The following is a 13,334-nucleotide window of genomic DNA, read 5'->3' on the forward strand; positions in this document are numbered from 1 at the left end:
CATGCTGCGCTTCCTTTCCTGATGCTTGTGGCTGTCGCGACAGACCACGTTCTATCATCAGCTCGAAGCGCAGCACCTTCCCGCATCACCGTCCGAGGATGGGGCGCAAGCCGAATATCCTATCTTTCGGCACAGATGGGGTGATTGGGGTTTCTGCCGAGCCCAACTGAGGGCGGCTGCTCCTGTCGAGATGGTGAGAACGTGGTCGATGTTGATCGCCACAAACATCGGGAAGGAGCAGCCATGAAGTATTTTGCCGGACTTGACGTGTCTTTGGAAGAGACCGCGATCTGCGTCGTCGACGAGATCGGCCAGATCGTGAAGGAGGCACGAGCGCAGAGTGAACCTGAGGCGTTGAGCGAAGCCTTACGGGAAGTTGATCTGCCGTTGGCACGGATTAGGCTGGAGGCGTGTTCGCTGACGGCCTGGCTTCACGACGGGCTGCGCGCCGAAGGGCTGGCGGCGATCTGCATCGAGACGCGCCATGCCAACGCGGCGATGAAAACGATGCCCAACAAGACCGACCGCAACGACGCACGAGCGCTGGCTCAGATCATGCGCACCGGCTGGTATCGGCAGGTGCACGTGAAGAGCCGGCAGTGCCGGCTGTGGCGCTCGCTGCTGGTCGCCCGCCGCACGGTGCTGAACGAGATGCGCACGATCGAGAATGTGGTGCGCGCCATGCTGCGCGAGGCCGGCATCAAGCTCGGCCTGCCCTCACGCACCGCCTTCGCGGAGCGGGTCCGTGAGCTGGCCGGCGGCGACGCCGAGGTGATGGCGATGGTCGAGCCGCTGCTTGCGATACTCAGCGTCATGCTGAAGGAGTTCGCCCGCCTGACGAAGCAGGTTCTTGACATCGCCCGCACGGAGAAGGTCTGCCGGCAGCTGATGAGCGTTCCCGGCGTCGGTCCCATCACCGCGCTTTGCTTCCGTGCCACCATTGACCGGCCGGATCGCTTCAGTCGATCGAGGAATGTTGGCGCTCATCTGGGGCTGACGCCAGCGCGCTACCAGTCCGGTGAAACCGACATTCAGGGAAAAATCAGCCGCAGCGGCGACGAACTCACCCGCACTGCGCTCTACGAGGCGGCTCATTCGCTGCTCGTGCGCTCGAAGAAGTGGTCAAGCCTGAGGGCATGGGGCATGAATGTCGCCAAACGGCGCGGCATGGCGCGGGCCCGTGTCGCAGTCGCGCGCAAGCTGGCGACGATCCTGCATCGCATGTGGGTCGACGCGACAGAGTTCCGCTATGGCAGGGAGCCCGCCGGCACAACAGCATGAGAAACAACCGGAGCAGGGAGAAAATACAAACTGTCAAGCTTCGCCCAAAAGGGTGATGCCGGATCGTCCGCGGTGACGATGGGCAAGGCGATCTCGTTGAGAGCCCAGAACCTGCAGATCAACCACTTGCAAGGTCGTGGCACAGATTGAGACGCCTCGCTCTCTGATCCCATCATGCGGCGGCCAATGCGCCGACCGCGAAGAGAAGCGTGTGAGCCGCGGATCGGTCCGAAACAAATGACAGGGTAGCTTAACCTCAACGACCCCAATCAGAGAGGGCTCTTAGAGCGCCTCGTCAGTCGCCTCGGTCTCGACATGGGCAGTCGAGCGATTTGCGAAGCCGCTAACCGAACTCACCTCCATCGAAGACAACGACGGCAATTACCGCCTTCGAGCCGGCCGAGACCGGCACCATGGCCCGCCCACCGCGGCCTCGGAACGCATCGATCCTGTCGGGCGGACTCGTCTGGCACGTGGCACTGGTCGCACTTCTGTTCCTGGCAGCGACTTTCGGCATCTTCACCTATGCATAGACCGGGCCATTGACGCAGACCATGGCGATGAGCATGCTTATCGTACTTTGAAATTTTCCACCTCTTCTTCATCCGGAATGTTCAAAGCACCTCGCTGACTCGGCCGGCGGCGGTGTGGGACGAAGGTCGTCTGGGCCGTGGCCATTGCCGTCACCGCCACGCAATTTGCCGTCACCGATCTGCCGCCATTGCAGGCGTGCCGGCGGTCGGTTTCCCGCGTACAGGTGTCGCAAAACTCCGCGAAAATCTTCGGGTCGAGCATTGCTCATGATGCACCGGCGATCAGCGCGCTCTGATCGGAGACGCGAAACGGCTATACTTTTTCAGACACTTTCATCACGCTGACGTTTATCTTCAATCTGGCAGTCGCAAAAATGCAAAAAATATGTCGGCCAGATCGCTAATTTGCTCGTCAGACCTTCCAAGCAGACGGGCCTAGATCATGACGCGCTTCAATGCCTTCAACCTGCTCAAGAACGCCCTGACGGGCCACAAGAACTGGACCGAGCAATGGCCCGACAGCCAGCCCAAGGCGGAATACGACGTCGTGGTTGTCGGCGCGGGAGGTCATGGGCTCGGTGCGGCCTATTACCTTGCGAAGCAGCACGGGATCACCAATGTCGCGGTGATCGACAAGGGCTGGCTCGGTGGTGGAAACACGGGCCGGAACACCACCATCATCCGCTCGAACTACCTCTATGACGAGAGCGCGCGTCTCTTCGACCATGCGGTCGATCTCTGGGAGGGGCTGAGCCAGGAACTGAACTATAACGTCATGTATTCGCGTCGGGGCGTACTGATGCTGGCGCATACGGTGCATGACGTACAGAGCTTCAAACGGCACATTCACGCCAACAGACTTAACGGCGTCGACAATCGCTGGCTGACAACCAAAGAATGCAAGGAATACTGCCCGCCGCTGAACATCTCGCCGAACGCCCGCTATCCCGTCATGGGCGGCGCACTGCAGGAACGCGCGGGCACGGCACGCCATGACGCGGTGGCCTGGGGTTATGCCCGGGGTGCAGCGGCGCGTGGTGTCGATATCATCCAGAACTGCCCGGTGACAGCCATCCGGCGCAACCCCGACGGCTCGGTCGCGGGGGTCGAAACCGCCAGGGGCTTCATCAAGGCGAAGAAGGTCGCGGTCTCCGCTGCTGGTCACACATCAGTGGTGATGGAGAGCGCGGGCGTGCGCCTGCCGCTGGAAAGCTACCCGCTGCAGGCGCTGGTTTCGGAGCCGGTGAAACCAATCTTTCCCTGCGTCGTGATGTCGAACGCAGTCCATGCCTATATAAGCCAGTCGGACAAGGGCGAGTTGGTGATCGGCTCGGGCACCGACCAATACACCTCCTATTCGCAGCGGGGCGGACTGCCCTTGATCGAGCATACGATCGCCGCGATCACCGAGGTCTTCCCGATCTTCAACCGTATGCGGATGTTGCGCAAGTGGGGCGGTATTGTGGACGTGACCCCGGACCGCTCGGCTATTCTTGGCAAGACGCCGGTGCAGGGGCTCTACGTCAACTGCGGCTGGGGCACCGGCGGATTCAAGGCGACGCCCGGCGCGGCGCATACCTTCGCCTGGACCATCGCCAAGGACGAGCCGCACCCGATCAACTCACCGTTCACGCTGGAGCGCTTCCGTACAGGTCGCCTGATCGACGAAGCCGCCGCTGCCGCTGTCGCACACTGAGGATATCCCCCCATGCTGCTGATCCGCTGTCCCTATTGCGAAGAGACCCTGCCCGAGGCCGAATTCACCTATGCCGGCGAGGCGCACATTATCCGTCCTGAACGTCCTTCGGACCAGACGGATGAACAATGGGAAGAGTACCTGTTCATTCGCACCAATGTGAAAGGCGCCCATTACGAGCGCTGGCGCCACATGCATGGCTGCGGGCGCTTCTTCAACGCCGTGCGCGACACCGTAAGCGATCGTTTTCTGACCACCTACAAGGCGGGCGCTCCGCGTCCGGACCTCTCTACCCTGACGGAGAGCCAGAAATGAGCAAGTTCCGCGCATCCGGACGGGGCCGGGTAAACGCCGCCAAGCCCGTGACCTTCACCTTCGACGGCAAGACCTATCGCGGCGCGCAGGGCGACACCGTGGCTTCGGCCCTCCTGGCCAATGGCGTGCATCTTATGGGCCGCTCGTTCAAATACCATCGTCCGCGTGGTCCCGTGGCCGCCGGTTCCGAAGAGCCCAATGCGCTGATCGGCACCCGGCGCGGCCCGGGCCGGTTCGAGCCCAATACCCGCGCCACCATGCAGGAAATCTGGCCGGGGCTGGAGACCACCTCGCAGAACAAGTATCCGAGCCTGCAATTCGACGTGGGCGCGGTGAACGACGCGGCCTACATGCTCTTCTCGGCGGGCTTCTACTACAAGACCTTCATGTGGCCGAAGAACTTCTGGCACAAGGTCTACGAACCCTTCATCCGTGCCGCTGCTGGTCTCGGCGTCTCCCCGACCGAGGAAGATCCGGACACCTATGCCTCGCGCAATCTGCATTGCGACGTGCTGATCGTGGGCGCGGGCCCGGCCGGCCTTGCCGCGGCGCGCGCGGCGGCGGTCGAAGGCCTGAAGATCGTGCTGGTCGACGAGCATGCGGAGGCCGGGGGCACGCTGTTGTCGGAGCCGCAGGCCAGGATTGACGGCCGGCCGGCCTGGGACTGGCTTGCCGCCGAACTCGACGCACTGAAGGCGCTGGGCGTAAAGATCATGACGCGCACCACCGCCATCGGCTATTACCATCAGAACATGATCGGCCTGTGCGAGCGGCTCACCGATCACCTGGCCGATCTGCCCGCAGACACGCCGCGCGAGCGGCTTTGGCGCGTGCGCGCAAAGCAGGTCGTGCTGGTTCAGGGGGCGTTGGAGAAGCCACTGATCTTCCATGGCAATGATCGTCCGGGAGTCATGCTGGCGGGCGCGGCGCAGACCTATCTGAACCGCTATGGGGTCAAGGTCGGCAACCGCCCCGTGGTGATCACCAGCCATGATTCTGCGTGGTACGCGGCGTTCGACCTGCAGGATGCGGGCGCCAAGGTGCAGGCAATCATCGACACCCGCGAGGGCGTGCACGAGAACCTGCTGGTCGAGGCGCGGGCGCGCGGGATCGCGGTGAAGCTCTCGCACACCGTCACGGGCACCTCGGGGCGCCTGCGCGTCTCTTCATTGCGCGTGAACGCGGTTGTGGGCGGCAAGGTCGGTGCCGGCCAGGAGATCAAGTGTGACGCGGTGCTGATGTCGGGCGGCTGGACGCCTTCGCTGCATCTCTTCTCGCACACCAAGGGATCGCTGGTCTGGGACGAGGACCGCACCACGTTCCTGCCGAACAAGACTCCCGAGGATTGCGTGATCGCCGGGGCAAGCTGCGGCCTGTGGGGTATCGAGGCCGCGCTGAAGGACGGCGCCGAGAAGGGCCGCGCGGTTGCGGTGGCACTTGGTAAGACCGGCGCACCGGCAGCCTATGCAGTCGAGGGCGACCGCCCCGGGAGCGGCGTGTCGCACAAGGAATTGCCGACCGACCGCAGCCCAGGAATGGCCAAGGCCTTTGTCGACTACCAGAACGACGTTACCGCCAAGGATTTGCGGCTGGCCGTGCGGGAGGGCATGCGCTCGATCGAGCATGTGAAGCGCTACACCACCAACGGCATGGCGACCGATCAGGGCAAGATGTCTAACATCAACGGGCTCAATATCGCCGCCGACGCGCTCGGCAAGCGACAGCCAGAGGTGGGGCTGACCACCTTCCGCCCGCCCTATACGCCGACATCCTTCGGGGCCTTCGCAGGCTACCACCGCGGCACGCATTTCGAGGTTACCCGCAAGACCCAGATTGACGTTTGGGCGGAGGAGCATGGCGCGGTCTTCGAGCCTGTCGGCCATTGGCGCCGGGCGTGGTACTTCCCGAAGCCGGGCGAGGACATGGATGCGGCCGTTTCGCGCGAATGCCGCGCTACCCGCGCCAGCGTCGGGATTTTCGACGCCTCGACACTGGGCAAGATCGAGGTCGTGGGGCCGGATGCGGTGGAATTCATGAACCGCATGTACACCAACCCCTGGACCAAGCTCGCCCCGAGCCGCTGCCGCTATGGGCTTCTTCTGGGAGATGACGGCTATATCCGCGACGACGGCGTGATCGGCCGCCTGTCGGAGGACAGGTTCCACGTCACCACCACCACCGGCGGTGCGGCGCGGGTGCTCAATATGATGGAGGACTATCTCCAAACCGAGTGGCCGGACCTGAACGTCTGGCTGACCTCGACGACAGAGCAATGGTCCACAATAGCGCTCAATGGACCAAACGCAGCGAAGCTTTTGGCACCGCTGGTCGAGGGCGCGGAATTGACCGAGGAGTCCTTCCCGCACATGTCCTGCGTGGAATGCACCGTGGCCGGCATGCCCGCGCGGCTCTTCCGGGTGAGCTTCACCGGCGAGATCGGTTTCGAGGTCAACGTGCCCGCGCCCATGGGCCGCAAGCTCTGGGATACACTGTGGGAGGCCGGGCAGCAATACGGCATCACCGCCTACGGCACGGAGACCATGCACGTGTTGCGTGCCGAGAAGGGTTACATCATCATCGGCCAGGATACCGACGGCACTGTCACGCCCTATGATGCAGGCATGGGTTGGGCAGTGGGCAAGAAGAAGCCCGATTTCGTCGGCATGCGCGGCCTTGCCCGCCCGGATCTGACGGCGAAGGACCGCAAGCAACTCGTCGGCCTGCTCACCGAAGACCGCTCGAAGCTGGAAGAGGGCGCGCAGATCGTTTTCGACGCCAAGCAGCCGATCCCGATGAGGATGGTGGGGCATGTGACCTCGTCCTATCACTCGGATGCCGTTGGCCAGCCCATCGCTCTGGCCCTGGTCGAAGGCGGGCAGGAGCGGACGGGCCAGACCGTCTACATCCCCATGCCCGACAGGACCATCGCAGCGAAGATCACCGGCACGGTCTTCGTCGATCCCGATAACGCTCGTCTGAAGATCTGACCCGGAGGCGAAGATGAATGCACCGATTTGTTCTCTCACCCCGAGCATATTGGCTGAAAGTACCGCCGCGCGGGTCAGCCTCGCAGCTCCCTGCGCCCGGTTCTCGCTGCGCGCCCGTGGCGATCTGGGACCGCTCGAAGGCGCGCTTGGCCTGACCCTGCCGGGTCGAATAGGTACGCGCGCCGATGCGGGCATGTTGCAGGCCATGTGCCTTGGCCCGGATGAGTGGGTGCTGCATGCGCCCGAATCCGCAGCAAGCGGGGTCCTCAGCGCCTGCGAGGCGGTCTATGCCACGCATCCGCACAGCCTTGTGGAGATCTCGGGCCGCGAGGTTACCTTCGTGATCGAGGGGCCGCGCGCTGCCGAACTGCTCACCCTTGGCTGCCCGCGAGATATCGAGACCATTGCCGTGGGCGAGGGGCGCCGGACGCTCTTCGATGGAGCGACCGTGCTGCTGTTGCGCGATGAAGAGACCCTCTTCCGCATGGATTGCTGGAACAGCTTCGCGCCGCATCTGCGCCACCTGCTCGAAACGGGTTGCCGCGAACTGGCTGCCGAGGCCCTCTGAGATCGAAGGACATCTGACATGCTTCACCATTTGCCCAAAGTCGGGATTGCCGATGCCGAAATCGCCACTGCCGTCGCCGAGGAACTCAACCGTCAGCAGATCCAGATCGAACTGATCGCCTCCGAGAATATCGTCTCGGCCGATGTGATGGCGGCGCAGGGCTCGGTGCTTACCAACAAATATGCCGAGGGCTACCCCGGCAAGCGCTATTACGGCGGCTGCGAATATGTGGACAAGGTCGAGGAAGTGGCCATCGACCGGCTAAAGCGGCTCTTTGGCGCCGAGTATGCCAACGTGCAGCCGCATTCCGGCGCGCAGGCCAATCAGGCCGTCTTTCTCGCGCTTCTGCAGCCGGGTGACCGGATCATGGGCATGTCTCTGGCCCATGGTGGGCACCTGACCCATGGCTCGCCGGTCACCATGTCGGGCAAGTGGTTCGACGTGGTTTCCTACGAAGTCGATGCCAAGACCCACCTGATCGACATGGAAAAGCTGCGCGAGAAGGCGCTGGAGACCAGGCCCAAGCTGATCGTGGCGGGCGCCTCTGCCTATCCGCGCAAGATCGACTTTGAGGGCTTCAGGAAGATCGCGGACGAGGTCGGCGCCTATCTCATGGTCGATATGGCTCATTATGCGGGTCTCATTGCGGGCGGGCATTACCCGAACCCGGTGCCGCATGCGCATGTGGTGACCTCGACCACCCATAAGACGCTGAGGGGTCCGCGCGGTGGCGTGATCCTCACCAATGACGAGGCACTGGCGAAAAAGCTCAACTCCGCGGTGTTCCCTGGCAACCAGGGCGGGCCGTTGATGCATGTGATCGCCGCCAAGGCGGTGGCATTCGGCGAAGCGCTGCAGCCTGAGTTCCGCGACTATGCAGGGCAGGTGATTGAGAACGCCAGGGCGCTTGCCGACGTGTTGATGGCGGGCGGTTTGGGTATCGTCTCTGGCGGAACCGACTGCCACATGGTGCTGGTGGACTTGCAGCCCAAGGGCGTCACCGGCAAAGCCGCCGAGATCGCGCTGGAGCGGGCGGGGCTCACTTGCAACAAAAACGCCATCCCCAACGATCCGCAGAAGCCTTTCGTGACTTCGGGGATTCGCCTCGGCACCTCGGCAGGCACCACCCGGGGCTTCCGCGCTGCGGAGTTCAAGCAGATAGGCAAACTAATCCTGCGCGTGATCGACGCGCTGGCCGCCAATCCCGAGGGTGACGCCGAAGTCGAGGCCGGCGTACGGGCTGAGGTGCGTGCGCTCTGCAATGCCTTTCCGATCTACAACGCGGTCGCCTGAGTGTTCCTGTCGGTCTTCGATATCTTCAAGATCGGCGTCGGTCCCTCGTCCTCACATACGATGGGGCCGATGGTCGCCGCCGCGCGGTTCCTTGACGATCTGCGCGGTCAGGCCGAGAAGATCCCGGGCGCGGGTGAACTCCACCGTCTGGGTGCGAGCCTGCATGGCTCGCTCGCCTTCACCGGCAAGGGGCATGCGACGGACCGGGCGGTCATCCTGGGCTTCTGCGGGCTCTCGCCCGAAACGCTCGACCCGCACAGGGCCGAGGCGTTGGAGGCCGAGGTGCGCCGCGAGGGCGTCGTGCGCCCGGAGGGGCTGGGCGAACTGCGTTTCGCTCCCGAAACGGATCTGGTTTTCGATTGGGGCCCGCCGCTCGAGGGCCATGCGAACGGATTGGTCCTGCGCGCCTACGACAGGGCCGGCAACACCTATCATCAACAGACCTATTACTCGATCGGTGGCGGTTTCGTCGTCACCGCGGCCGAATTCGAGGCGCAACAGACTGCCCAGCCGAAGCTGCGTGACGAAAAGGCCGCCCATGCCTTTCCCTATCCTTTCGGCACCGCCAGGGAGATGCTGGAGATGGGCGCGCGCTCGGGCCTTTCCATCGCGCGTATGAAGCGTGCCAACGAAACAGTGCTGCATGGTGCCGAGCTCGATGCCAAGATCGACCGCATCCTGCAGGCGATGGACGATTGCATCGAACGCGGTCTGACGCAGGAAGGCATTCTGCCAGGCGGGCTCAAGGTCAGGCGCCGGGCGAAGGCCATTCACGAGCAATTGCAGGCCGAAAAGGGAAACAACCTCGCGCAACCATTTCAGGCCAACGACTGGATGAGTGTCTATGCCATGGCGGTGAATGAGGAGAACGCCGCCGGCGGGCGGGTTGTGACCTCACCCACCAACGGCGCGGCAGGCGTCGTACCAGCGGTTCTGCGCTATTATCGGGGACATTGCATCGGCGCGACCCGTCAGGGCAGTCGCAATCTCCTGCTCGTCGCGGCGACCATTGGCGGGCTCATCAAGCACAATGCCTCGATCTCGGGTGCGGAGGTTGGTTGCCAGGGCGAGGTTGGCTCGGCGTCGTCCATGGCGGCGGCGGGGCTGTGTGCCGCGCTCGGCGGCACCAACGAGCAGGTGGAGAATGCCGCCGAGATCGCGCTCGAGCACCATCTCGGCATGACCTGCGACCCCGCCGCTGGACTGGTGCAAGTGCCCTGTATCGAGCGCAACGCGCTTGGCGCGATCAAGGCCGTCTCGGCCGCCTCTCTGGCACTGCGGGGCGACGGGCAACATTTCATGCCGCTCGACAACTGCATCCGGGTGATGCTCGAGACCGGCCGGGACATGAATTCGAAATACAAGGAAACCTCCACCGGAGGTATCGCGGTCAACCTGCCTGAATGCTGAGAAAGGCCCCTGATGACGCAGCTCATTCTTACCGTTTCCTGCCCCGTTCGCGCCGGCATCGTCGCAGCTGTCGCGTCCTATCTTGCCAGCGCGGGCTGCAATATTCACGATAGTTCGCAGTTCTCCGACCTCGACAACGACCGCTTTTTCATGCGGCTGAGCTTTCTGTCGGAAGAAGGGCGCGGCCGCGAGGCGCTATCCGAAGGCTTTGCCGAAATCGCGGCGACCTTCGGCATGGACTACGCCTTTCACGATCCGGCGGAGAAAATGAAGATTGCGATCATGGTCTCGCGCTTCGGGCATTGCCTCAATGACCTGCTCTACCGCTGGCGAATCGGCGCGCTGCCCATCGATATTGTGGCTGTGATCTCGAACCACATGGATTACCAGAAGGTCGTGGTCAACCATGACCTTCCGTTCCATTGCATCAAGGTCACGAAGGAGACCAAGGCCGCAGCCGAGGCCGAGCAAATGCGCATCCTGCGCGAGTCGGGCGCCGATCTGGTGGTGCTGGCCCGCTACATGCAGGTGCTCTCGGAGGAGATGTGCCGGGAAATGTCCGGGCGGATCATCAACATCCACCATTCGTTCCTGCCGAGCTTCAAGGGCGCGAATCCCTACAAACAGGCTTTCGAGCGCGGTGTGAAACTGATCGGGGCTACCTCTCACTACGTGACGACCGACCTCGACGAGGGACCGATCATCGAGCAGGACACGGTGCGTGTGACACACGCACAGAGTGCCTCGGACTATGTGAGCCTTGGCCGCGACGTGGAGGCGCAGGTGCTAGCCCGTGCCGTTCACGCCCATATCCATCGCAGGGTCTTCCTCAACGGCGACAAGACCGTGGTCTTTCCGGCAAGCCCCGGAGAATATGCCTCCGAGCGGATGGGTTGATCGACCCGGCCATTGCGAGCCTGGCTTTGGCAGGGCTTCCTGCCAAAGCTTCTTCTCTCGCCACACTCTCCCTAGGGATGATGGTCGTGCTCTGCCAACCAGTCTGCAAAAAGCCGCGCATTGGCCGAGGCGCGCGCATGTATGCGCAGATAGAAGGGGAAGGGCGACTCCATCGCCTCAGGAACGAGCTGAACCAGCCGCCCACTGTTCAGAAAGGTTCCGACCAGGCCTTCCCAGCCCAGGACAGCGCCGATGTGGTCCTCCGCCGCCTGCAGCGAAATCAGATAGTTGTTCAAGGTGAAGCCCGGCCCGCGCGGCGCGGGCCAGCCCAACGTGTCGAACCACTCCGGCCAGCCGGTCCAGGCATTGTCCGCCGATAGTGTGTGAACCAGCGGGACCTTCAGCATGTCGGACAGGTTGCGGATGCCGTGGGCCTCGGCAAAATGACGGGTTCCCAGCGCCAGGATCCGATCCCGGAAGAGGATGCGGGTCTCGTCGGTTTCCCGCTCGGGGTCTCCGTAGTTGATGCTCAGATCGGCCCCTACAGTCTTCCCGCTGTCCTGGACTACCTGCGATATCGCCACATCGGGAAAGGACTTCCAGAACGCGGCCAGGCGCGGTGTCAGCCAAAGGCCGCTCATGGCCGTCGTGGCCGAGATCGTGACGCCCGTCCTGTCGTGAAGGGTTCGGATTCGCGCAACGGTGTCAGAAATCGTTTCGAAGCCGCGTTGCAGCGAGACGAAGAGCAGGGCTCCAGCCTCCGTGAGTTCGACGCCACGATAATGCCGCGTAAAGAGCAGTTGTCCCAACTCGTGTTCCAGCGCCCTGATGCGGTGGCTAACCGCGGCGGGCGTCACGTTCATTTCGGATGAGGCCAGTTTGAAGCTAAGATTCCGTGCGGCAGCTTCGAAACAGGCAAGATCACCGAGGGGAGGTAGGTCATACGGCTTTGGCATAGGGGCTTGTCGTTTTAAGGCGAGGAATGTCGCGAATGTGTTATTCGGGTGATGAGTTTACTCAGGCTAAACTGAGGTTAGAATTTTGCCAATTGTCAATTTAACGCCGCGATGGCTTCGTGCACGCATTATTTCCCGGCATAGGAACCGAGTATGGCTAGCCACACCGCCAAGCTTTCTGAGATGCTGATGCAGCACACGCCCGGCCGTGCACTTCAGCAGGCTTTCTACACCTCTGCTGAAGTTTTCGAGGCTGACCTGGAAGCGATTTTCTACAGGCAATGGCTTTTCGCGGTTCCCGCCTGTCAGCTCGACAAGCCGGGCAGCTATCAGCGTCTGAAAATCGGCGCCTACGACGTCATCGTCCTGCGCGATGGGAGTGGCGAGATCCGCGCGTTTCATAACTCCTGCCGTCACCGCGGTTCGATTCTGTGCCGTGTCAGCCAGGGTCGTGTCGCCAAGATCACCTGTCCCTACCACCAGTGGACCTACGATCTCGACGGGAGGCTGCTCTGGGCCCGTGGTATGGGCCCGGATTTCAACCCGGCCGATCACGGCCTGAAACCGGTGCACTGCCGCAATCTTGCGGGCCTGGTCTACATTTGCCTTGCGGATGCGGCGCCCGATTTCGATGCTTTCGCCGAGGCTGTGTCCCCGTATCTTGCTGTGCATGATCTGGCGAACGCGAAGGTGGCCTTTCAGTCGACCATCGTGGAGAAAGGCAACTGGAAGCTCGTATGGGAGAACAACCGCGAGTGCTACCATTGCGCGGCCAATCACCCCGACCTTTGCCGCACCTATCCCGAGGATCCCTCCATCACAGGCGTCAATCCCGACGGGGTTTTTCCCGAAACGGTCGAGAAGCACTTCAACCGCCTTGAGACTGCCGGGGCGCCGTCACGCTTCAAGATCGACCAGAATGGCCAGTTCCGCGTTGCCCGGATGCCGTTGCTGGACGGTGCTCAAAGCTACACGGTGAATGGAAAGATCGCGGTTCAGAAGCGTTTGGGGCGCGTTCCCTTCCTCGACGCCGGTACGCTGCTGATGTTCCACTATCCGACCACCTGGAACCATTTGCTCTCGGATCACTCGATCACCTTCCGTGTGAACCCGATCAGCCCGACGGAGACCGAAGTCACCACCAGCTGGCTGGTAAACAAGGATGCCGTCGAGGGTGTCGATTACGACCTGAAAAACCTCACAAGGGTCTGGGAACACACAAACGACGAGGATCGTCGCGTGGTGGAGGACAATCAGCAGGGGATCAATTCGCCTGCATATGAGCCCGGACCCTATTCCGCCTCGCATGAAGACGGCGTGATGCAGTTCCTGGATTGGTATCTCTCCCGGATGCGCGAGGCGCATGCCCCAGTGGCTATCGCAGCGGAGTAAGACTTC

Annotated in this window: 12 protein-coding genes; 11 read left to right on the forward strand and 1 reads right to left on the reverse strand. The window is 62.6% G+C overall.

Features of this window, described 5'->3' with window-relative positions:
* The first annotated feature begins 243 nt into the window (after nt 1–243).
* The 10 genes from N1058_RS08915 to purU all read left to right on the forward strand — a co-directional run bounded on the left by N1058_RS08915 (nt 244) and on the right by purU (nt 10,980).
* Nucleotides 244–1,281 (forward strand): IS110 family RNA-guided transposase, encoded by a 1,038-nt coding sequence (locus tag N1058_RS08915; protein WP_265517168.1) that lies wholly within the window; start codon nt 244–246, stop codon nt 1,279–1,281.
* 413 nt (nt 1,282–1,694) lie between these two features.
* Nucleotides 1,695–1,814: a cation transporting ATPase C-terminal domain-containing protein gene (locus tag N1058_RS08920; RefSeq protein WP_265517169.1), complete on the forward strand. Its 120-nt coding sequence runs from the start codon at nt 1,695–1,697 to the stop codon at nt 1,812–1,814.
* 137 nt (nt 1,815–1,951) lie between these two features.
* The gene (locus N1058_RS08925) at nt 1,952–2,110 is read left to right on the forward strand and encodes a hypothetical protein (RefSeq protein WP_265517170.1); all 159 of its coding nucleotides are present in this window, start codon (nt 1,952–1,954) and stop codon (nt 2,108–2,110) included.
* A gap of 146 nt (nt 2,111–2,256) precedes the next feature.
* Nucleotides 2,257–3,510, forward strand: a complete 1,254-nt coding sequence (locus N1058_RS08930; protein ID WP_265517171.1) for a sarcosine oxidase subunit beta family protein — start codon at nt 2,257–2,259, stop codon at nt 3,508–3,510.
* 12 nt (nt 3,511–3,522) lie between these two features.
* The gene (locus N1058_RS08935) at nt 3,523–3,825 is read left to right on the forward strand and encodes a sarcosine oxidase subunit delta (protein ID WP_265517172.1); all 303 of its coding nucleotides are present in this window, start codon (nt 3,523–3,525) and stop codon (nt 3,823–3,825) included.
* Nucleotides 3,822–6,812 carry a sarcosine oxidase subunit alpha gene (locus N1058_RS08940; RefSeq protein WP_265517173.1) on the forward strand — a complete coding sequence of 997 codons (2,991 nt, stop codon included), beginning with the start codon at nt 3,822–3,824 and terminating at the stop codon, nt 6,810–6,812. The genes N1058_RS08935 and N1058_RS08940 overlap by 4 nt, the downstream gene beginning before the upstream one ends.
* 13 nt (nt 6,813–6,825) lie before the next feature.
* Entirely contained in the window at nt 6,826–7,380 is a 555-nt protein-coding gene (locus N1058_RS08945; RefSeq protein ID WP_265517174.1) for a sarcosine oxidase subunit gamma, read from the forward strand.
* A gap of 18 nt (nt 7,381–7,398) precedes the next feature.
* Nucleotides 7,399–8,673 carry a serine hydroxymethyltransferase gene (gene glyA / locus N1058_RS08950; protein WP_265517175.1) on the forward strand — a complete coding sequence of 425 codons (1,275 nt, stop codon included), beginning with the start codon at nt 7,399–7,401 and terminating at the stop codon, nt 8,671–8,673.
* Complete coding sequence (locus N1058_RS08955; RefSeq protein ID WP_265517176.1) at nt 8,674–10,083, forward strand: L-serine ammonia-lyase; 1,410 nt, start codon at nt 8,674–8,676, stop codon at nt 10,081–10,083.
* Nucleotides 10,084–10,095: 12 nt separating this feature from the next.
* Nucleotides 10,096–10,980: a formyltetrahydrofolate deformylase gene (purU, locus tag N1058_RS08960; protein WP_265517177.1), complete on the forward strand. Its 885-nt coding sequence runs from the start codon at nt 10,096–10,098 to the stop codon at nt 10,978–10,980.
* Between the two features lie 71 nt (nt 10,981–11,051).
* Here purU and N1058_RS08965 read toward each other — a convergent pair whose 3' ends face one another.
* Nucleotides 11,052–11,936, reverse strand: coding sequence for a LysR family transcriptional regulator (locus N1058_RS08965; RefSeq protein WP_265517178.1), 885 nt, complete (start codon nt 11,934–11,936; stop codon nt 11,052–11,054).
* A gap of 153 nt (nt 11,937–12,089) precedes the next feature.
* Here N1058_RS08965 and N1058_RS08970 point away from each other — a divergent pair, with 153 nt between their 5' ends.
* Nucleotides 12,090–13,328, forward strand: a complete 1,239-nt coding sequence (locus N1058_RS08970) for an aromatic ring-hydroxylating oxygenase subunit alpha (protein ID WP_265517179.1) — start codon at nt 12,090–12,092, stop codon at nt 13,326–13,328.
* Nucleotides 13,329–13,334: the final 6 nt, after the last annotated feature.

Origin of the sequence: Nitratireductor luteus (assembly GCF_026162365.1) — a bacterium.
In the GTDB taxonomy this organism is placed as follows: domain Bacteria; phylum Pseudomonadota; class Alphaproteobacteria; order Rhizobiales; family Rhizobiaceae; genus Chelativorans; species Chelativorans luteus.